Below are 19234 nucleotides of genomic sequence, written 5' to 3'. Positions count from 1 at the left end.
CTGAATGGATTGGCCCGCGCGCCGTGAATGGCAAGGGCGTGTCTGAGTAGCTACGTCGCAGTGACTAGCCGCTCGCAATGACTAGACTGTGTGTACCGACTCACCAAGGATTCGCCATGTCCCATCTGCATGACCTGCAGGAGCAGGGGCCGCTTCAGGCCAAGCTGCGCTACCTGCTGGAAACCCTGCAAAACAAGTATCCCGAGGTGCAGCGCCTGGCGGTGGCCCTGTACGACCATGGCAGCGACTGGGTGAAGACCTTTGTTTCAGTGGAGGACAAGGACAACTCCTTGCCCTACTACCACGCCCAGCTCAAGGACACGACCTGGCTCAAGGCCGTGGCCGACAGTCAGGCACCGCGCGTGATCGCCGATTTCAGCGTGCTGCAGGACAGCCACAAGGTGCATGTGCAGGCCCTGCTGGAGGCCGGCTACCGCTCCAGCTACACCCTGCCGATGTGCGTCAACGGCTACTTCTTCGGTTTCGTCTTCTTCAATGCCCGCCAGGTCGGGGTCTTCGACGGCGCGCTGCTGGGCGAGCTGGACATGCTCGGCCACCTGGCCAGCCTGATCGTCTACAACGAGCGCGCCAATGTGCGCACGCTGCTGGCCACGCTGAAGTCGGCGATGAACATGACCCATGCCCGCGACCCGGAAACCGGCAACCACCTGGAGCGCATGTCGCGCTATGCCCGGCTGATCGCCCAGGGCCTGGCTGCCGAGGAGGGGCTGGACGACAGCTTTGTCGAGCACGTCTACCTGTTTGCGCCGCTGCATGACCTGGGCAAGATCACCATTCCCGATCGCGTGCTGCTCAAGCCTGGCCAACTGACCGAGGAGGAGCAGGTGATCATGCGCGAGCATTCGCGGGCCGGCCTGCAGCTGGTCGATCAGTTGCTGGAAAACTTCGGTCTGGGTGGGGTGGGACAGGTCAGCCTGTTGCGCAACGTCATCCTTCATCACCACGAGCTGGTCGATGGCAGCGGCTATCCCGATGGCCTGATCGGCGATGCCATTCCGTTGGAGTCGCGCATCGTCACCGTGGCCGACGTGTTCGATGCGCTGACCAGCGAGCGCCCCTACAAGCAGGCCTGGAGCAACGAACAGGCCTTCAGCTGGATGCTCGAACAGGCCGGGGTGAAGTTCGACCGGCGCTGCGTCGAGAGCCTGCTGGCGCGCGCCGACGAGGTCGAGCACATCCAGCGCTGCTTCTGCGAAAACGCCTACGGCTGAGGCTTGGGACAGCCGGCGGTCAGGCCACTGGTTCTTTCTCGGGGTCTGACAGAGGCAGGCGGGTCAGCAGGTGTTCCGGTAAGTCGAGCAGGTCGTCCTCGCTGGTTTCCAGTTGCGGCGGGTGCTGCTCGAAGCGCGAGCCGAGCAGCAGCAGGCAGGGCGTCAGCAGCTGGGTCAGCACCGTGGCGAACATCATGCCGCCGGCAATCGCACTGGACATCTGCGTCCACCACTGGGTCGAGGGTGCGCCTATGCCCAGACTCGGGCCGAGCAGATCGACGTTGACCCCCAGCACCATCGGCACCAGACCGAGGGCGGCGGTGACCGCGGTGAGTACCACCGGACGCAGGCGCAGGCAGGCGCTTTCCAGGGCGGCGTCGTGAGGCGAGAGGCCCTGGCGGCGCAGCTGGTTGTAGCAGTCGATCAGCACGATGTTGTTGCCCACCACCACGCCGGACAGGGCGATCAGGCCCATGCCGACCATGACGATGCCGAACGACTGGCCGGCAAACAGCAGCCCCAGCAGCACGCCGGCGGTTGACAGGACAATGGCCGAAAGCACGAGGAAGCTCTGGAACAGGCTGTTGAACTCGATCACCAGGATCAGCAGCATGAGGAAGATGGCCACGCCGAAGGCGGTGCTGAGGAAGCTGGCCGCTTCCTGCTGGTCTTCCTGCTCGCCGCCGAACTTCATCTGCACCCCGGCCGGTGGTTCGCCGGCTGCAGCCAGCAGGGCGGGCAGGCGTTCGTCCAGGCGGAAGCCCTCGACCAGGTCGGCCTGCAGAGTCAGGGTGCGCTTGCCGTCGACCCGGCGCAGGGTGCCGACCTTTGGGGCCGGCGCCAGCGTGACGAAGTTGCCCAGCGGCACCTGGCCCTTGGCGGTGGACAGGGTCAGGCGATTGAACTGGTCCAGTGAACGCCAGCTCTCTGGCAGGCGCACGCGGATGTCCACTTCGTCGGTGGCATCCTCGGGGCGGTAGGTGGCCACCTTGAGGCCGTTGGTGACCATCTGCACGGCGTTGCCCACGCTCAGCACATCGGCACCAAAGCGCGCGGCAGCCTCGCGGTCGACCGTCAGGCGCCACTCGATGCCGGGCAGGGCACGGTCATCCTCGATATCGGTAAAACCGCCGAGCTTTGCCATTTCCGCGCGCAGGCGGTCGGCCCAGGCCAGTGCCTGCGCCGGGTCGCTGGCACTGATCTTGAGGTTCACCGGCTTGCCGTCGTTGGGGCCATTCTCCTGCTTGCGGAACTCCAGCAGCAGGCCGGGAATATCGGCGGTGCGCTGGCGCATGTCGGCCAGAATCGCGCTGGCCGGGCGGCGCTGGTGCCACTCGATGAACTGGAACTGCAGGGTGCCGATCACGTCTTCGCCCAGACGGTTTTCCGCCTGACTGCTGGCAAAGGAGCGGGCATAGATGGCCTTGAGTTCGGGCATGCCGAGCAGGCGTTTTTCCACGCCCTGCAGCAGCTGATCCTTCTCCACCACCGACAGGTCGCCACGGGCGCGCACCAGAACCTGGGCGCTGTCGGGCTCGACCTCGGGGAAGAATTCCACGCCATGGTTGAACTGCGCGTAGGCCAGGTAGATCAGCCCGATCAGGCCGAGCATGCCGAACAGGGTCATCGCCGGGCGGCGCAGCAGCCGGCTGAGTACCTGCCGGTACAGGCGGCTGCCCTGATGGGGGCGGGGCTTGTCGCGCAGCTGCGGGTTGCCGCCGGTGACGGCGCCGAGCACTGGCATGAACACCAGCGCCATGACCAGCGAGGCGGCCAGGCAGAGGATCACCGTGGCCGGCAGGTACTTCATGAATTCGCCGACCACCCCTGGCCAGAACAGCAGGGGGATGAATACCACCATGGTGGCGGTGGAGGAGAACACCGGCCAGGCCATTCGTGTCGCCGCGTTGACCCAGGCCTGACGCGGCGTCTGGCCCTGGCCCAGGTAGCGGTCGGCCAGTTCGGACACCACGATGGCGCCGTCCACCAGCATGCCGGCCACCAGAATCAGGCTGAACAGCACCACGATGTTGAGGGTGAAACCCAGCAGCCAGATCAGCAGGATGCCGGTGAAGAAGGCCCCGGGGATGGTCAGCCCCACCAGCAGCGCCGGGCGCACGCCCATGGTGGCGACAATGATGATCAGTACCAGCACGATGGCGGTGAGGACGTTGTTCAGCAGGTCGCTGAGCATGTCCTGCACTTCCTTGGACTGATCCATGATGTAGCTGACGCGCAGGCCGTCCGGGAGTTGCGGCTGGGCCTTGGCCAGCAGCGCCTTGACCTTCTCGATGGTGGCGATGATGTTGGCGCCGCTGCGCTTGGAGATTTCCAGCACCACGGCCGGCTGGCCGTTGATCCGGGCAAAGCCCAGCGGGTCCTTGAAGGTGCGGCGGATGGTGGCCACATCGGCGAAGGTTACCACGCTGTTGCCCTGCACCTTGATCGGCAGGGACATGACGTCTTCCAGGTCCTCGATCACCCCGGGCACCTTCATGGCCAGACGCCCTGCACCGGTGTCCAGGCTGCCGGCGGCGACCAGGCGGTTGTTGCGGGTGACGAAGTTGAACAGGTCGTTGTAGTCGATGCCGTAGCTGTCGAGCACCTGCGGGTCGACCAGAATCTCCAGCAGGTCCTCGCGGTCGCCGCCGATCTCCACCGAGAGCACCTCGGGGATGCCTTCGATGTGCTCCTTCAGCTCGCGTGCGGTGTACACCAGCTGTTCTTCGGTCAGCGGGCCGGACAGGCCCACCGACAGCACCGGGAACAGGGCCACGTTGATCTCGTGCACCTCCGGCTCGTCGGCTTCCTCGGGCAGCTTGCTGCGCGCGGTGTCGACCTTCTCGCGCACATCGGCCAGTGCCTGCTTGGCGTTGAAACCGGCGTCGAACTCCAGGGTGACCGAGGCATGGCCTTCGCTGGCCATGGAGGTCATTTCCTTGATGCCTTCCAGGCTGCGAAGCTCCTGCTCCATGGGCCTCACCAGCAGGCGCTCGGCATCTTCCGGGGCGATGCCTTCCAGGCTCATGGAGACGTAGATCACCGGGATGCTGACATCCGGGTTGGATTCCTTGGGCATGGCCACATACGCAGTCAGCCCGCCGATGATCAGAAAGGCCAGCAGCAACAGGCTGGCGCGGCTGCGCTCCAGTGCGGCGGCGATCAGGGCGCCCATCTCAGTTCACCCGCCCGGCTTCACGGGCCACGACCTGCTGCCCAGCTTCGACAAAACCCTGGCCGGCGGTGATCAGTGCCACGCGCTTGGGCAGGCCGGCGACCCAGGCCGTCTGGTTGCTGACGCTGATCAGCTGCACCGGGGTGAACTGCACCACCTGTTGTTCGTTGAGCCACTTGACCCCCGGGCGGCCGTCCTTGTCCAGGCTGAGCAAAGCCGGGGAGACGGCATGGGCCAGGGCTTCGCCGGTATCGATCAGCAGGGTGGCGCTGGCGCCGGCCAGGCGCAGGCGCTCGGGATTGTCCACCGCCACCTCGATGCGGAAGCTGCGGGTGCCGGGTTCGGCAGCGGCGGCGATGAAGTGCAGGGTGCCGTCGAGCTGGGCGCCGTCGAGCAGCTGCACTCGCACCGGTTGGCCGATGGCCAGGCGCGCCACGTCCTGCTGGGGAATCTGCGCGCTGACCTTGAGCCGGCCGATCTCGACCACGCTGAGCAGGCTCTGGCCCGGCTCGACATAGTCGCCCAGTTCGACACGGCGCTCGTCATACACGCCGTCGAAGGGCGCCCTGATGCGTGTGCGGCTCAGGGCCAGGCGAGTGGCATCGAGCCGGGCGCGGGCGCTGGCCAGTTCGCTCTCGACCTTGAGCAGATCGTTATTGGATAGCAGCTTCTGCCCATACAGGCGCCGGGCGGCGGCCGCGGCGGCTTCCTGCTGGCGCACATCGGCTTCGTCACGCGCCAGTTCGGCCGGCCGGCTGTCGCCCGAGAGGGTGAGCAGTACGTCGCCAGCGCTCACATTGCTGCCCTTGTCGCGATCCAGCGCAACCACGCTGGCGTTGATCTGCGCGCGCAGATCAACCCGGCGCCAGGCCTCCAGTTGGCCCTGCACCAGGTGCTGGCGCTGCATCGGCTTGGCTTCGCGCCACTCGAACTGCACCTGCGCCAGGGCATCCTGCTGGGCCGGTGGCTGATCGGCCGGGGCCTGTTCGCTGGCCTTGAACCAGCTGCCGGTGACCAGCCAGAGCAGCAGGGCGACGCTCAGGACTATGGCCAGCAGCCAGGGACGTTGGAAGAAAGCACGCAGCATGATCAGTTCCCTTGCAGCCGTGGCTGAGCGAGCAGATGGGCGGCCTGGCCGTGCAGGCCGGCGATGATGAAATCGGTGATCTGGTCGAGGTAGGTGTCCATGGCGATATCACCCAGCCAGTCGCCCAGGCGACCGCTGGTGATGCGCAGCATGGCGCCGGAGAAACAGGCATCCATGGCGGCCAGCAGCAAGAGGCAGTCGCTGTCTGGCAGTGCCAGATCCCCCAGCGCCTGGCTCACCAGCGCGCCGAAGTGCTCGGCAAAGGCCGCTTCCATGGAGGCGAAGCGCTGGCGGTACTCGGGGCTCAGGCGTTCCTTGAACTCCGGGCGCTCGCAGTGCATGCACAGCTGCGCCATCAGCGGGTCGCGGCGGCAGTCGGTCAGCCCCTGGCGAATGCTCTGACGCAGACGGTCGTCGGGCTTGTCCCCGGCCGGCAGCAGGCGGTAACCCTCCAGGCAGCGCTGGGAGAAATCCAGCACCAGTTCGGCGAACAGTGCCTCCTTGCTGGGGAAGTGCTTGTACACCGTGCCCTTGCCAATGCCGGCGGCCTCGGCCACTTCGGCGATGGTGACGGTTTCCCAGCTGTGCTGGCGAAACAGCGCCAGGGCACTGTGCAGAATGGCCTGTTCGCGGTGCTGAAACTGTTGATCCTGATAGCGCATGGCGGGCTTCAAAGAATGGTTGTGACCGGTGGTCATACTATGACTGTTGGTCACGCTCTGGCAATCGCCACGCTGGCGAGAGGTTGCGACAAGGTGTTGCCGGGCACAGGGGCTACGCTGATCGGCGCGTGCTCGCGTTGTTCGGATCGCCCCTAGACTGCTCAGTGAATAAGGAGGTGTGCGATGAATGAGGCATTCAAGGATCACTTCGCCAGTGTGGCCGGGCACTACGCCAGCAGCCGGCCGGGTTACCCGGCGGAGCTGTTTCTCTGGCTGGCCGAGCAGTGTAAGGGTCATGGGCTGTGTTGGGACTGTGCGACGGGCAGCGGGCAGGCGGCGCTGGATCTGGTCGGTTATTTCCGTCAGGTGGTGGCTACCGATGCCAGTGCGGCGCAACTGGCGGAGGCCCCCGAGCATCCCCGCATCACCTTTGCCCAGGCGCCGGCCGAGCACAGCGGCCTGGCCGACACCAGTGTTGACCTCATCGTGGTGGCCCAGGCCCTGCACTGGTTCGATGTGCCGGCCTTTCATGCCGAGGCGCGGCGTGTGCTCAAACCGGGCGGGCTGATTGCCGAATGGTGCTACGGCGTGCAGGCGCTGGAGGGCGATGGGCCGAATCGCCTGCTGCAGCATTTCTATCACGAGGTGGTGGGGCCGTACTGGCCGGCTGAGCGCCACCATGTGGAGAACGGTTATGCCGAGCTGGCGTTTCCGTTCCCGCCCGTTGAGGTGCCGCCCTTTGCCATGCGCCAGCACTGGAACCTGGCACAGCTGCTGGGCTATCTGCGCAGCTGGTCGGCTAGCGGGCGTTGCCACAAGGCCAGCGGGATCGATCCGGTTGATGCGCTGGCGCATGAGCTGGCGCCGCTGTGGGGACCGTCTGAACAGACCCGCGAAGTGGTCTGGCCACTGACGGTTCGGGTCGGGCGTAAGGAATCCTGAACAGAATGTTCAATAAAGGCTTGCTTGCGTGAATTTTTAATGGCTAATATTCATGAAATTGGATTCTGATAATTTCATGGTGTGCCATGTTCAAACAGTCCGCCCAGCACGTTGCCAGTTACTACGCCGCCACCTTCCCCGGCAGCATCCCGCTGCGCAGCACCCTGCAGGAAACCCTGCAGGCCGACGTGCTGATCATCGGCGGTGGCTTCAGCGGCCTGCACACGGCGCTGCGCCTGACCGCCGCCGGCAAGAAAGTGGTCGTGCTGGAAGCCAGCCGTCTGGCCTGGGCCGCTTCCGGACGCAACGGCGGCCAGGCGCTGCTGGGTTGGTCGTGCGACATGCCGCCGCTGGAGAAGGCGCTCGGCGTGGCCCGCACCCGTCGCCTGTGGGACAGCATGGTCTGGGCCGCCGAGGAAATCCGCCAACTGCCGCAGCGCCATGGTTTCGATATCGACTACCGCCCGGGCAGCCTGTGGACGGCCGTGCTGCCGCGCCGCGTCGGCATGCTGGCCGAGGCGCTTGAAGAGGCGCAGCACAAGTGGGGTTATGACCAGCTGCGCCTGATCGGCCGCGACGAGCTGCCCGAGTGGATCGGCAGCGAGCGTTACCAGGCCGCGCTGTACGACCCGCAGGCCGGCCACCTCAATCCGCTCAAGCTGGCCCAGGGCCTGGCGGCGGCCATCGAGCAGGGCGGCGGCCGGCTGTTCGAACAGAGTCGCGTGCTCAGCTACGGCGAGCAGGGCGAGGGCTATGTGGCCCGTACCGAACGGGGCGAGGTGCGCGCCGATCAGATCGTGCTGGCCTGCAATGCCTACATCGACCGCCTCGACAGCCGTCTGTCCAGCCGCCTGCTGCCGGTGGGCTCCTATCAGGTGGCCACGGCGCCGCTCGACCCGCAGCTGGCGGCGTCGCTGCTGCCGAAGAACAGCTGCGTGATCGACAACCAGTTCGTCCCCGACTATTTCCGCCTGACCCCGGACCACCGCCTGCTGTTCGGTGGCGGCTGCACCTACCTGGGCGGCATCCCGGCGGATGTGGCCGGTGCCACCCGGCCCTATCTGGAGCGGGTGTTCCCCCAGCTGGCCGGCGTGACCATCGATTACGCCTGGGGCGGGCACATCGACGTGAGCATGAAGCGCACCCCGGATGTCGGGCGTGAGGGCGGCCGTTACTGGCTGCAGGGTTTTTCCGGGCATGGCGTGCTGCCGACCCTGGCCGCGGCCAAGGCGATCAGCGATGCCATCCTCGGCGATACGGAACTGCTGGAGCTGTACCAGGGCCTCGACAATCCGCGATTCCCCGGCGGCAGCCTGCTGGCCGCCCCGCTGGAAGCCGCCGGCAAGGCCTGGTATCGGCTGCGCGATTTCTTTTAATGATCCGGCCCACGGTTGGGCCGGTGCTGGAGACACTCTATGGATATGCAGGATGAAGTCGAAGGTCTGGCGATCCTGATTCGCGATCTGCGCAAGCACAAGGGCGTGACCCTCAACGAGCTGGCCGAGCAGATCGGTCGTTCGGTGGGGTTCCTGTCCCAGGTCGAGCGCGGCAAGTCACGGCCGACCGTGGCCGATCTCACCGCCATCAGCGAGACGCTGGGCGTGCCGACCACCTATTTCTACAACCTGAGCAAACCCCGCGAAGTGCGCTGGGTGACTCGGCCGGGCGAGCGTCGCACGCTCTATTACGCCGGCGGCATCACCGACGTGCTGGTTTCGCCGACCATGAGCGGCGGCTTCTCCATGCTCGAAAGCCATCTGGCGCCGGGCGCCAGCAGTGGTGACAAACATGTCAACGACAGCTCGGAGCAGGGCGGTTTCGTCCTCGAAGGCGAGCTGTCGATCTGGCTCAACGAGGCGGTCGAGCCGGTGGTGCTGCAGGCCAACGACAGTTTCCAGCTGCCGCCCTTTGCCCAGTTCCGTTACGCCAACCAGAGCGAGCAGCCTACCCGCGTGCTCTGGGTATTCACCTAGGTTCTGTACGAGAAGTGCCTGCGCTCGGTGATGCATTGTTAAAAATCGGTTCGGAATGCTCATTTACCTATTCGTAAACTCCGCTTCCTCACCGATTTTTGCCTAGCCTCCCCTTCGCTCGACGACTTCTCGTACAGAACCTGAACACTTCTGTTACAGACCCGTAGGACCATAACAATGACAACCGCCACCACCTTCCCCGATCTGCTCAGCGAAGTCCGTGCCTTCCGCGCGGCCAACCCTGAGGTGCGCTATGTCGACCTGATCTGCCTGGATATCCCCGGGCATTTCTACGGCAAGCGCTACCCGCTGGACATGCTGGAGAAGGTCGCCGCCGGCAGCCCGCTCAAGCTGCCGCAGAACTGCGTGCTGCTCGGCGTACAGGGCGGCCTGTACCCGATCGGCGACTACTGCTTCCACGACGGTGACCCGGATGCGCCGCGCCGTCTGGTGCCCGGCACCCTCAAGCCGGTGCGCTGGGAAGGCCAGCCGCTGGGGCAGATGCTGATCACCTCCGACGGCACCGAGGCGCCCATCGAGTTCGAACCGCGCGAAGTGCTGGCGCAGGTACTCAACCGCCTGGAAAAGCGCGGCATCCGCCCGGTGGTGGCCTTCGAGCTGGAGTTCTACCTGTTCGACCGCAAGCTCGACGCCGGCCTGCCGCAGTTCCCGCGTGATCCGCTGACCGATGACGAAGACGATCAGCCGAACATGCACATTGAGCGCCTGTCGCGCTTCTCCGGCGTGCTGCACGAGATCGTCGAGGCGGCCCGCGAGCAGGGTGTGGATGCCAACGTGATCACCGCCGAACTCGGCCCCGGCCAGTTCGAAATCAACTTCGCCCACAACCGCGATCCGCTGCAGGCGGCCGACTGGTCGGCGCTGTTCTGCCGCAGCACCCGCGGTGTGGCCATGCAGCACGGCTACCGCGCCAGCTTCATGAGCAAGCCGTATCTGGATGCACCGGGCAGCGGTATGCACGTGCATGTCAGCCTGTACGACAAGGACGGCAACAACATCCTCGACGCCGACCAGCAGCGTCCGCTGCGTCATGCCGTGGCCGGCTGCCTGGAGCTGCTGCCGCGCTGCATGCCGATCTTCGCCGCCAACCACAACGCCTTCCGCCGCTACGGCGCCATGGTCAATGCCGCGAGCAAGGCCAGCTGGGGCTTCGAGGACCGCGATGCGTGCATCCGCATTCCCGAGTCCGATGGCAAGAACCTGCGCATCGAACACCGCCTGGCCGGTGCCGACGCCAACCCCTATCTGGTGCTGGCAGCCATTCTCTCGGGTATGGAACACGGCCTCGACGCACAGCGCGAGCCGATCGCTTCGCTCAACGAAGACCGCTCCAGCGGCATCGACTTCCCCAAGGACATGCTGACTGCCGTGGCCGCGATGGAGTCCCATCCGGTGGTCAAGGACAAGCTCGGCAGCGAGTTCGTCTACGTCTACTGCGAGAACAAGCGCCAGGACCATCTGGCCTTCATGCACGACATCAGCGCCCGCGAATACCGCTGGTTCCTCTGAGACACGAACGGCACCCGTCTGCCGGCGGGTGCCGGACGCAAGGAGTAGTCATGTATATCGGTGAACTGGCCCGGCGCAGCGGCGCCACCCCCAAGGCCATCCGTCTGTATGAGCAATTGGGTCTGCTCGGGCAGATTGCCCGCGAGGGCTGCTACCGGGTGTACGACGCGGCGCAGCTGCAGCAGGTTCAGCTGATTCGTCAGGCCCAGCGCCTGGGTTTCAGCCTGGCCGAACTGGCGCAGGCGCTGGGCAGTGACCCGGCGCAGCCGGACTGGCGCACGCTGCTCGACCGCATCGAAGCCAAACGCCATGAGGTGTTGGCGGAGATTGCCCGGCTGCGGCAGCTGGAACATGAGCTGGGCGTGGTCGGCGAGGAAATTGCCGGTTGCCTGCACGGCCAGCCGGCCTGCGAAATCGACGGCGCTTGACTCTGCCCCTAGGGGCAGACCCTAGCCTGTACCGCCACCTGCCAGGAGACGGTCATGGGCAAACGCATTCTGCTGATTCAGGGCCACCCGGCGCCGGACAGTTTCTGTCAGGCGCTGGCCTCCCGCTATGCCAGTGCCGCAAGGTCTGCCGGGCACGAGCTGCGTGAGCTGACGCTGGCGCGGCTCGCTTTCGATCCGCTGCTGCATCAGGGCTATCGCGGCGAACAGCCGCTGGAGGCGGATCTGCTCGCCGCTCAGGCGGAGATCCTCTGGGCCGAGCATCTGGTATTCGTCTACCCGATCTGGTGGGGCAGTGTGCCGGCGCTGCTCAAGGGCTTTCTCGACCGCGTGCTGCTGCCGGGCTTTGCCTTCCGTTATCACAAGGGCAAGGCCTTTCCCGAGGGCCTGCTCAAAGGCCGCAGCGCCGACCTGCTGGTGAGCATGGATACCCCGCCGTGGTACTTCCGCTGGTTCTACCGCCAGCCGGGCATCTGGCAAATGAAGATCACTACCCTGGAGTTCTGCGGCATCAGGCCGGTACGGGTGCTGCGCTGCGGACCGCTGATCGGCTCGACACCTGTCCGGCGTGAGCGCTGGCTGGTAAAGGCCGAAGCGCTTGCCCGGCGCTTATAAGACGCAGCTCAGGCTGCCTTGGCATCGGCCCGAGCCAGGCGCCAGTCACGCCACAGCACCCAGACCATCAGGCCCACGGCGAACAGCCGCAGCCACAGGGCCAGCGTGGTATCCCAGCGCAGCAGGCCCCACTGGCTGAGGATGAAAGTCCAGTCATGATCGCCGCCGCCCACCAGCGGCAGCTCCTGGCGCCGGGCATCGGCCATGTAACGCGCCACATTCAGCAGGTTTTCCGACAGCCAGAGCATACACAGGTGATAACCCCCGACCTTACCCTGCTTGCGCAATTGCCAGGCTGCCGCCGCCGGCATCAGCAGCTGCATCAACGTGCCGCCATACACCATCAGCCCGGAAACCAGCAGACCGAACAGCGGGTGGCCGGCTTCATGAAAGGCCAGATTGGCCGAGTCCAGAATCGGCACCCAGCCCCACTGGGCATGGCACAGAAGAAAGACAGCGGCTACGGCGGTGAGGGCTAGTGTGCGCATGGAAGTACCGTCAGCGCGACGAGGTATCTGACACGGCGTGGTAGTGCATTACCACTGGGAATGGCTCGTAGAAATGGCGAAGCAATTGCTTCCACTGCTGGTACTCAGGGGCGAGGCGAAAGCCCACTTGATGGTCCTCCAGAGTTTGCCAGATGACCAGTAATATGTACTCGCTAGGCCACTCTAGATAATGCTGCAACTCATGGGAAACGAAACCTGACATTACCATGATAAGGCGCTGTACCAGTAGAAAGGCAGCCTCGAATTGCGTTCTTGCCCAGCCTTCACGTGCCGCGGGCTACTCCAAGAATCATGGGTTGGTGTCCATTTTGGCCTGCGGTTGGGATTATCAGTCTGGCTGAACAGTAAATTTGAATTAAAAAAACTAATATGAACCACTGCAAAGATGGAATGCGCTTCTGTTACTTGAATAGTGGATTTATCAATATGCTGGATTTGCTTTATAGCGAATAAATAGTGTCTCAGCGCTGCCAGGTTGTGGAGCAATAATTTTGTCAAAGATATGTTTGTAAATATTTATAAGTGATTTGGGTTTTTAAAAAATGCATAGGGTGAGATTCGTGTGGCTATAAGGGGCGGTAAGCTTCATGGTGCTCCTGTATTAAATACGATGCTGGATTTTGGTAGTGTATGGTTTGTGTGTTAAGTTTTACTTGTTTTTCTTTATTTGGTCTCTTATCTTTTGAATAGGTTTGTCTAATCTGTAAATAAGTATCGTTGACAGTGTTGCGGTGATGATTGTTGCAAGTGTGAGGTTTGCAAGGCCTCTTAAAGACAACTCGTGAAATGCTTCGCTAAATATAATAAATGAAGCAATTAGGCCGCATTGCCAGTGGAGCAGATACACAGGGTAAGAGTAGTCGCCGATGATGCCGTCGGTTTTCTTGCTCAGTGGAAAAATCTTTTGGCCAGTCGCAAGTGTGTAGATTAGCAGCGAACTAAAAATTATATTTAGGTAGAATCCGATTTCTGCGATATAACCAATATTTCTCTGGTAAAGAATAGTCCAGGATATGCAGTTTGAAAGGAATATGAAGTACAGGCTACGTGCGGATAGTGAGAGATTTTTTGATGCCTTAAGTAATTTTTCATTTTTTGCTAGGAAAAATATAGCTGATCCAACTGAGAAGGGTAGTGAGGCTGCTGCAATGGGGAAATATCGAGTTTGCCATTCCCAGTTGGCTGCGTAGCTAAGGATGACGTAAGAGATAGAAATGCTTAACCATAGTTTTACTCTGAAAAAAGTCTTTGAAATCCCAAGGCAAATCAGTATGTAAAAGAATATTTCAATCGTTAGCGCCCAGGTTGGTGGCACTAGTCGAGGGTTTATTGAGCTAGGGCTCCAAGCAGTGAAAAACATAAATAAGTTGTGTAATATGTCCTTCGTTGATGTTGGGAGATATATGCTCTCATGAAATCCTTTTACTGCATTGGGTCCGTAAATTTTAATTATGGCAATAGATAAAAGCGCTGCGCACCAGTATTGCGGGTATAGGCGTAATGCTCTGTTTGCAGAAAATGAGTATCTGCCCTTCAGTGTATATCCATAGTTCTCGTGCATGATTAATGTCATCAGATAGCCGCTGATGATGTAAAAGGCAAAGACTGCGTAAGTGCCGAGAGGTAATATTCCAAAATATAAATGAAAAAACATTACCATCAATGCAAGTGTTGTGCGAAGTAGACCAAGCATCTACTGTGTATCTCCTGAAAGGCTAGTGTTATGGCTAATGGACCGGCTTTATCCGATCTGGAGGTGTTGAGTACTGTAATGGACTAGTCCCATCACACTCTAATTTTCGAGTGGCGACGTCGGGTTTGCGACTGCTTTTTAAAACGCAGAAGCGACGTTCTCATTGATCTGTAGTACATGGTGCCTAACGTTTGGTTAAGGGGCCGGCTTTAGCCGGTCCCGAGTGAGCGAAGCGAACGACTTGAACCATTTGTTAGCAGGCTTTTGACGCGCGGAGCAATGCATCTGCGGTTGCCTCAATATCGCTACGCATGTGAAGCAGCTCCAGCCAATGCGCTGGAATATTACTAACCCCGTAATGTGCTCCTGCCAACTGCCCGACTATAGCGGCAGTCGTGTCGGCGTCGTCCCCAAGATTGGTAGCTTCTAGAACAGCAGCCTCGAAGCTATTTGTATGGTGAAAGCACCATAGCGCAGCCTCTAGTGACTCGACTGAGTATCCCGAACCAGTGATATTGGCGCGTGATTTCTCAATAAAGGTTCCTGCTGCAAGTTGGATAACCTTTGTTTCACTGAATGCTTCACTTTGAAGCTTGAGTAGTGCGGATTTTGGCTCCCCGGCAAGTGCCTTTGTCAGCAACAAGCCAAGAAGCATGCAACATTGAATTGCCTCTGGTGCTCCGTGCGTAGTACGCGAACTATTGGCGCAGGAAGTAAGTACTTGCTCTACATCTGGGTAGTAAAAGAGCACGACGGGAGCAAGGCGCATAAGTGATCCGTTTCCTGCGCTCTGAGGATCAGTAGACCCAGCGTAGGGGTTGCCTGTTGTTTGAAATGTATTGAGTGCTTGACGCACTGTCATTCCAATATCGAAACAGTCACCTGTGGAGCTTAGATACCCCCACTGCCACCAGTTGAGATATCGTCCCATTTGGTCTTTTGCGTCGAAACCATTTTTATTCAGGAGGCTTTCAGCGAGACAGAGAGCCATTGAAGTGTCATCAGTCCACTTACCTGGCTGGAGGCCAAAGGGGCCTCCACCAATCATGCCTGTTATTTGTGTGAATGAACCCCGAGATCGAAACTCTACAGCTGTACCGACGGCATCTCCGCAAGCCAGCCCAAGTAAGCTTCCGCGATATCTTTCTGAGAGCGTAGGAGTCATGCTAAAGCCTGCTAACGATTAAGCTAAGGGGCGGGCTTTAGCCCGTCCCAGCGAACGAAGTGAGCGATTTGAGCGCATTGTTATACGGCTATTTCGTATGCAATGTTTTGGTGTTGAGGTATTTTAGTATTTTTTTGCAATCGGATTCGTAGCCGTGGTTAGGCATGTTATTTATAAATTTTGCCCAATTTTTAATGGCTCCGTGGTTTTCAGTGTTCGCAACAATTTCCGCATCAGAGCCGATTTTTGACAAGATATTGGAATAGCACATGTTTTGACTGAATGAATTTGAAAAGACACCAGCATAAAAAATAATGGCGGCAGCAATAAAGCTTACGGCAACAGTGTTAACTATTTTCAGGTGCACCGCAGACTCTCCTTAGCCTTATAACGTTTGGTTAAGGGGCCGGCTTTAGCCGGTCCCGAGTGAGCGAAGCGAACAGCTTGAACCAATAGTTATACGTGGCTATGTAATACGCATGTATTTTGCCAACAAAAGTACCAAGACGGCGAGTGCAGAAATGGCTAAAAGAACGGGCGAGGCCCGCGACTCAGTACGTAAGCCAGTAGCTGGGAGATGAAATAGCCGCCACCAGCCCAGCGCTAGAATGCACCCCGTGAAAAATATAAAAGCTAGTGGAACATAGCCAAAGCTGGGCAGTGGAAGCCCGACGACATAAAGTGTTATTAGTCCGGTGAGAAGCGTTGTTAAGACGCCTAGAACATGCCATGGAGAGGCCTCAGATAGACATACGGCTTTGTGGTTCAATAGCCCAAGGGAAATAAAAAATACCCAGCCAAAAGAGAGAATCCATGAGGTCGGTGCCTTAGGATCGAATTCAGATAGAAATGCCCTAAGAGACACAAGGATTAGAAGTGTCAGAATGCCAAGATATATTAACAGTCGATCTATGAGAGCCATGAGTGCGTATAACGTTTGGTTAAGGGGCGGCCGTAAGCGCAGCTTACGGACGTCCGAAGTGAGCGAAGCGAACGACTTGAACCATTTGTTAGGCCAAGAAGCCCAGCCGGACGCCGCGAATGGATACCGCACAGTGGCGAAGCCGGAAGGGACGTGCAAGCCCGCAGGCTGTGATTGGTTGAGCACCGTTGCACGGCGCCTGGGCGAGAGCCAGGAAGGCGGTGCGGATTGGGTGCTCGCCGGCCGCGCGGAGTTTCGGAACGGAACTCGATAGTGTTATTGGCTTGCCGGACTTCCATGCCCACACGATTCCTAAATTGATCGGGACGCCTAACGATTAAGCTAAGGGGCCGGCTTCGCCGGTCCCAGCGAACGGAGTGAGCGCTTTGAGCGCATTGTTAGCCTTACTACTTCCCGTGGCTGACCCGAAGTATTGCACCATTTTCTTGAGATATTTCGACTATTGCAACGCCGCCTTTCCAGCCTTTAGGTAATGAGCCCTCCACAGTCCAAACCCCATTACTCAAGGTCGCTGTGTAGGGTTGTTCGTCTTCAATTGTTGCCTCACCATAAATTGGTGTCCATACAGCTACTGCAATGGAGATGGCTGTTTGGGCGTCTGGCACCAAGCCATTCTCAGGCGTAACCGTGTGTTTCGCATCACTGGCGAAAGCAGAGATATTTAGAAGAGCAAAAGCGAGGATGAGTAATCGCATAATTTTTCTAAGTGAGGCTAACGATTAAGCTAAGGGGCCGCGGAACGCGGTCCCAGCGAACGAAGTGAGCGCTTTGAGCGCATTGTTAGGAGACTGCATACGCAAGCTCCGATTTTTTGATTTCTACATCGAAACCGGATTCCAACTCCAGAATGAACGTTGGTTCTGGGCTGAGAGATATAAGAGAAGCTAGCGAGCCTTTGCTACCGGCGTGCGCGCCACTTACGACAAGCACGAAGTCATTATGCTGATAGGCCACACCAGAAATTGGCGTATGGCTAAGGAACGCTTGATTGAGCTGCACAGACTCCACAAAGGCTCCTAACGATTAAGCTAACGGGCAGACAAAAGCGTAGCTTTTGGCTGTCCAGCGAACGAAGTGAGCGGCAGTTGAGCGCATTGTTAGGTGTTATTTTCCGAAATGTTTATACAGTGTATCGCGTAATTTTATTTCATCGTTTGTTAGTGAGGTCAAAGTCTGCTCGCCTATTTCCTGATATTTGTTCCAGTAATATTGAGCCCACATTTTTTTGATTTCATTAGACTCAACATCCTTGCGCGCGGCAATTGCTGCCATGCATGAGAGTACAGTTTCTTCGGAAAAAGAAGCACCATTCTTAAGAGCATCTATAAATGCTTTGGTTGTATCGATTTCTGGATGCATGCCATAGCACCTAACGTTTGGTTAAGGGGCGGACAAAAGCGTAGCTTTTGGACGTCCGAAGTGAGTGAAGCGAACGACTTGAACCAGTTGTTAGGCGGAGATGTTCGGGCCAACGCATGGCTGATTGCGGCACGATGGCTGAGCCGCCGCGAACCTGCAAGCGCGTACTAAGTGGCAGGTAAGCACTTGTGCACGGCGCATGTGCGCTAGCCTGGGCGGCAACCGGGCGAGAGCCAGCACGCGCGACACGGCGAGTTTGTATGCCGCACGACGGTTGCGGAATAAATACAGAATGTGCGGTGACTAACCCAACTTCCATGTTTTGCACCAAGTCCAAAAGTTACTGACGCCTAACGATTAAGCTAACGGGCGGCCAAAAGCGTAGCTTTTGGACGTCCGGCGAACGAAGTGAGCAGCGTTGAGCGCATTGTTAGGCGACTCAATCTTCATTTGGTGTTGAGCCCATGAAAGTAATGGCGCTCCGAAAGTTATCGATGACACGCTGTTGCTCCATAGGGTCAGTACACCAAGCTGAAAATGAGGCACGCTTATAAAAGAGTACATGCTTCCCGCGCCTTATACCCGCCTCAACGCTAATAGCTATTGTATGACCACTTTCGCTGTACTCTGCTAAAAACCTGCCTGTTCGTTGAACGGCAAAGCCGCTGTCACTTTTCACGCCTTGATTATTAAGCCAGCGAAAGCTTGTCATGAGTTGCCTAACGACCCAAACTCAGCGACCCGGCCCACGGGACGTCACGATTGCAAACCACGACGCCATGCCGGGTTCGCTGCAGCGCATGGTTAGGCCTGTTCCTGTAATGCATTTTCAAGCACTTTTGTCACAATCGATAAATCGGAGTCAGTAATGCTCCAACCGCCGTTCAATTTTTTCGATGAACTCCATCGGCCATCAGCAAACTCCTCAGCCTCGATTTCGCAGCGATGTGACCATATCTTGACTCTAGTGTCGCCACTTCTAACAACCGTAATCCAGCCCATCGGAATCTCGCGAAATTCTTCAATCTCCCAATTTCTGCTGACGCTAACAACTGCCTTCTTAAGGTCCTGCAAATTATAAATCCGCTCAGCCAACCCCTTCGTCTCATCGTTACTCTGGTGCATGGTCATTTGGCCTAACGTTTGGTTAAGGGGCCGGCTTTAGCCGGTCCCGCAGTGAGCGAAGCGAACGACTTGAACCAATTGTTATGTTTCAAGCTCGCGCATCCGCTCTTTCATAGCCTCGATGTTCACGTAAGGCTTCAGTATTTCTGTGTTTCTGGCATTGCCAGAGCTAATGCCTGAAAATGTTGCGAAGGCCCCGCCAGCCATTGATGCGATTAAGAGAAATGGCACTTCAATGTTTGTATGGTTATAAGCGATGTAAACAAAAATCCCGCAAGCAATTGCAATGCTTAACCATATGGCGCGGCAAAATTTGCAGCGTTTCGCTACGGTCTCAGACTCCAAACTTTCTATGAAGCACTTTAGCGTGTTTGCTTCATAAGTGTCGGCATTGTTAGCAGCCATTGTGGCTCCTTGGAACATAACGATTAAGCTAACGGGCGGCCAAAAGCGTAGCTTTTGGACGTCCAGCGAACGAAGTGAGCGAAGTTGAGCGTATAGTTATGTTTCATTGCATGGCACAAGCTTTAAGAAGAATAGCTCAAGTATATATATTACAAAAAGCAAAATAATTATATTGGCATACCATGGTGATTTAATTTCAATGCCACCAAGGATTTCTCTGATACCGATTGTGATGAGGCTGGCGCACATAAATATGCTTAATGAGAGCAGTAATGGTTTTGTAGATTTTTTAGAGCAGTTGCTGCATGTGTAGTCCCTGCCTGTAAGTGTCCAGGGTTTTTTATGCGCGATTGTGTTGTTGCAATGCGGGCAG

At 58.8% G+C, this 19234-nt stretch carries 18 protein-coding genes; 7 read left to right on the top strand and 11 right to left on the bottom strand.

All coding sequences use genetic code 11. The features are described from left to right. Window positions 1–116: 116 nt before the first annotated feature. On the top strand, window positions 117–1232 hold the full coding sequence (locus HNP49_RS10710) for an HD-GYP domain-containing protein (RefSeq protein WP_184683101.1): 1116 nt from the start codon (window positions 117–119) through the stop codon (window positions 1230–1232). A 19-nt stretch (window positions 1233–1251) separates the two neighbouring features. Here the strand turns inward: HNP49_RS10710 and HNP49_RS10705 are convergent, their stop codons facing one another. From HNP49_RS10705 to HNP49_RS10695, 3 genes are read right to left on the bottom strand one after another with little or no spacing between them, the layout of a single operon-like run. Then, window positions 1252–4407: an efflux RND transporter permease subunit gene (locus HNP49_RS10705; protein ID WP_184683099.1), complete on the bottom strand. Its 3156-nt coding sequence runs from the start codon at window positions 4405–4407 to the stop codon at window positions 1252–1254. Between the two features lies 1 nt (window position 4408). Further along, on the bottom strand, window positions 4409–5494 hold the full coding sequence (locus HNP49_RS10700) for an efflux RND transporter periplasmic adaptor subunit (protein ID WP_184683097.1): 1086 nt from the start codon (window positions 5492–5494) through the stop codon (window positions 4409–4411). Between the two features lie 2 nt (window positions 5495–5496). Next, window positions 5497–6156: a TetR/AcrR family transcriptional regulator gene (locus HNP49_RS10695; RefSeq protein WP_184683094.1), complete on the bottom strand. Its 660-nt coding sequence runs from the start codon at window positions 6154–6156 to the stop codon at window positions 5497–5499. Between the two features lie 183 nt (window positions 6157–6339). On the opposite strand from HNP49_RS10695, the gene HNP49_RS10690 reads away from it, so the two are divergent. From HNP49_RS10690 to HNP49_RS10665, 6 genes are all read left to right on the top strand, one after another. Next, window positions 6340–7098, top strand: a complete 759-nt coding sequence (locus HNP49_RS10690) for a class I SAM-dependent methyltransferase (RefSeq protein ID WP_184683092.1) — start codon at window positions 6340–6342, stop codon at window positions 7096–7098. An 86-nt stretch (window positions 7099–7184) separates the two neighbouring features. After that, a complete protein-coding gene (locus tag HNP49_RS10685) occupies window positions 7185–8474 on the top strand; it encodes an FAD-binding oxidoreductase (RefSeq protein ID WP_184683090.1) in 1290 nt (429 codons plus the stop codon). Between the two features lie 39 nt (window positions 8475–8513). Beyond that, the gene (locus tag HNP49_RS10680) at window positions 8514–9071 is read left to right on the top strand and encodes a helix-turn-helix domain-containing protein (protein WP_184683088.1); all 558 of its coding nucleotides are present in this window, start codon (window positions 8514–8516) and stop codon (window positions 9069–9071) included. A 177-nt stretch (window positions 9072–9248) separates the two neighbouring features. Next, a complete protein-coding gene (locus HNP49_RS10675; protein WP_184683086.1) occupies window positions 9249–10601 on the top strand; it encodes a glutamine synthetase family protein in 1353 nt (450 codons plus the stop codon). 50 nt (window positions 10602–10651) lie between these two features. Further along, complete coding sequence (locus tag HNP49_RS10670; protein WP_184683084.1) at window positions 10652–11029, top strand: MerR family transcriptional regulator; 378 nt, start codon at window positions 10652–10654, stop codon at window positions 11027–11029. Between the two features lie 54 nt (window positions 11030–11083). Then, complete coding sequence (locus HNP49_RS10665; RefSeq protein ID WP_184683082.1) at window positions 11084–11662, top strand: NAD(P)H-dependent oxidoreductase; 579 nt, start codon at window positions 11084–11086, stop codon at window positions 11660–11662. Between the two features lie 8 nt (window positions 11663–11670). Here HNP49_RS10665 and HNP49_RS10660 read toward each other — a convergent pair whose 3' ends face one another. The 8 genes from HNP49_RS10660 to HNP49_RS10625 form a co-directional block, all read right to left on the bottom strand. After that, window positions 11671–12150: a hypothetical protein gene (locus tag HNP49_RS10660; RefSeq protein WP_184683080.1), complete on the bottom strand. Its 480-nt coding sequence runs from the start codon at window positions 12148–12150 to the stop codon at window positions 11671–11673. 670 nt (window positions 12151–12820) lie between these two features. Further along, complete coding sequence (locus tag HNP49_RS10655; RefSeq protein WP_184683078.1) at window positions 12821–13864, bottom strand: acyltransferase; 1044 nt, start codon at window positions 13862–13864, stop codon at window positions 12821–12823. Window positions 13865–14117: 253 nt separating this feature from the next. Next, the gene (locus HNP49_RS10650; RefSeq protein WP_184683076.1) at window positions 14118–15029 is read right to left on the bottom strand and encodes an ADP-ribosylglycohydrolase family protein; all 912 of its coding nucleotides are present in this window, start codon (window positions 15027–15029) and stop codon (window positions 14118–14120) included. Window positions 15030–15117: 88 nt separating this feature from the next. After that, window positions 15118–15396 (bottom strand): hypothetical protein, encoded by a 279-nt coding sequence (locus HNP49_RS10645; RefSeq protein WP_184683074.1) that lies wholly within the window; start codon window positions 15394–15396, stop codon window positions 15118–15120. 962 nt (window positions 15397–16358) lie between these two features. After that, window positions 16359–16667: a YbbC/YhhH family protein gene (locus tag HNP49_RS10640; RefSeq protein WP_184683072.1), complete on the bottom strand. Its 309-nt coding sequence runs from the start codon at window positions 16665–16667 to the stop codon at window positions 16359–16361. Window positions 16668–17076: 409 nt separating this feature from the next. Continuing rightward, window positions 17077–17331, bottom strand: a complete 255-nt coding sequence (locus tag HNP49_RS10635) for a hypothetical protein (RefSeq protein WP_184683070.1) — start codon at window positions 17329–17331, stop codon at window positions 17077–17079. Between the two features lie 804 nt (window positions 17332–18135). Next, window positions 18136–18462, bottom strand: a complete 327-nt coding sequence (locus tag HNP49_RS10630) for a hypothetical protein (protein WP_184683068.1) — start codon at window positions 18460–18462, stop codon at window positions 18136–18138. A 75-nt stretch (window positions 18463–18537) separates the two neighbouring features. Next, window positions 18538–18861 (bottom strand): hypothetical protein, encoded by a 324-nt coding sequence (locus tag HNP49_RS10625; protein ID WP_184683066.1) that lies wholly within the window; start codon window positions 18859–18861, stop codon window positions 18538–18540. Window positions 18862–19234 lie beyond the last annotated feature (373 nt).

This window comes from Pseudomonas fluvialis, assembly GCF_014207935.1.
GTDB classification, from domain to species: domain Bacteria; phylum Pseudomonadota; class Gammaproteobacteria; order Pseudomonadales; family Pseudomonadaceae; genus Aquipseudomonas; species Aquipseudomonas fluvialis_A.
The sequence above is the reverse complement of the archived record's forward strand: the minus strand, read 5'-3'. Positions and strand labels throughout refer to the sequence as shown.

Excerpts from the sequence above, each read along its gene's own strand:
- HNP49_RS10710 (WP_184683101.1), top strand. The coding sequence starts at position 117 with ATGTCCCATCTGCATGACCTGCAGGAGCAGGGGCCGCTTCAGGCCAAG.
- HNP49_RS10705 (WP_184683099.1), bottom strand. The coding sequence starts at position 4,407 with ATGGGCGCCCTGATCGCCGCCGCACTGGAGCGCAGCCGCGCCAGCCTG.
- HNP49_RS10700 (WP_184683097.1), bottom strand. The coding sequence starts at position 5,494 with ATGCTGCGTGCTTTCTTCCAACGTCCCTGGCTGCTGGCCATAGTCCTG.
- HNP49_RS10695 (WP_184683094.1), bottom strand. The coding sequence starts at position 6,156 with ATGCGCTATCAGGATCAACAGTTTCAGCACCGCGAACAGGCCATTCTG.
- HNP49_RS10690 (WP_184683092.1), top strand. The coding sequence starts at position 6,340 with ATGAATGAGGCATTCAAGGATCACTTCGCCAGTGTGGCCGGGCACTAC.
- HNP49_RS10685 (WP_184683090.1), top strand. The coding sequence starts at position 7,185 with ATGTTCAAACAGTCCGCCCAGCACGTTGCCAGTTACTACGCCGCCACC.
- HNP49_RS10680 (WP_184683088.1), top strand. The coding sequence starts at position 8,514 with ATGGATATGCAGGATGAAGTCGAAGGTCTGGCGATCCTGATTCGCGAT.
- HNP49_RS10675 (WP_184683086.1), top strand. The coding sequence starts at position 9,249 with ATGACAACCGCCACCACCTTCCCCGATCTGCTCAGCGAAGTCCGTGCC.
- HNP49_RS10670 (WP_184683084.1), top strand. The coding sequence starts at position 10,652 with ATGTATATCGGTGAACTGGCCCGGCGCAGCGGCGCCACCCCCAAGGCC.
- HNP49_RS10665 (WP_184683082.1), top strand. The coding sequence starts at position 11,084 with ATGGGCAAACGCATTCTGCTGATTCAGGGCCACCCGGCGCCGGACAGT.
- HNP49_RS10660 (WP_184683080.1), bottom strand. The coding sequence starts at position 12,150 with ATGCGCACACTAGCCCTCACCGCCGTAGCCGCTGTCTTTCTTCTGTGC.
- HNP49_RS10655 (WP_184683078.1), bottom strand. The coding sequence starts at position 13,864 with ATGCTTGGTCTACTTCGCACAACACTTGCATTGATGGTAATGTTTTTT.
- HNP49_RS10650 (WP_184683076.1), bottom strand. The coding sequence starts at position 15,029 with ATGACTCCTACGCTCTCAGAAAGATATCGCGGAAGCTTACTTGGGCTG.
- HNP49_RS10640 (WP_184683072.1), bottom strand. The coding sequence starts at position 16,667 with ATGCGATTACTCATCCTCGCTTTTGCTCTTCTAAATATCTCTGCTTTC.
- HNP49_RS10635 (WP_184683070.1), bottom strand. The coding sequence starts at position 17,331 with ATGCATCCAGAAATCGATACAACCAAAGCATTTATAGATGCTCTTAAG.
- HNP49_RS10630 (WP_184683068.1), bottom strand. The coding sequence starts at position 18,462 with ATGACCATGCACCAGAGTAACGATGAGACGAAGGGGTTGGCTGAGCGG.
- HNP49_RS10625 (WP_184683066.1), bottom strand. The coding sequence starts at position 18,861 with ATGGCTGCTAACAATGCCGACACTTATGAAGCAAACACGCTAAAGTGC.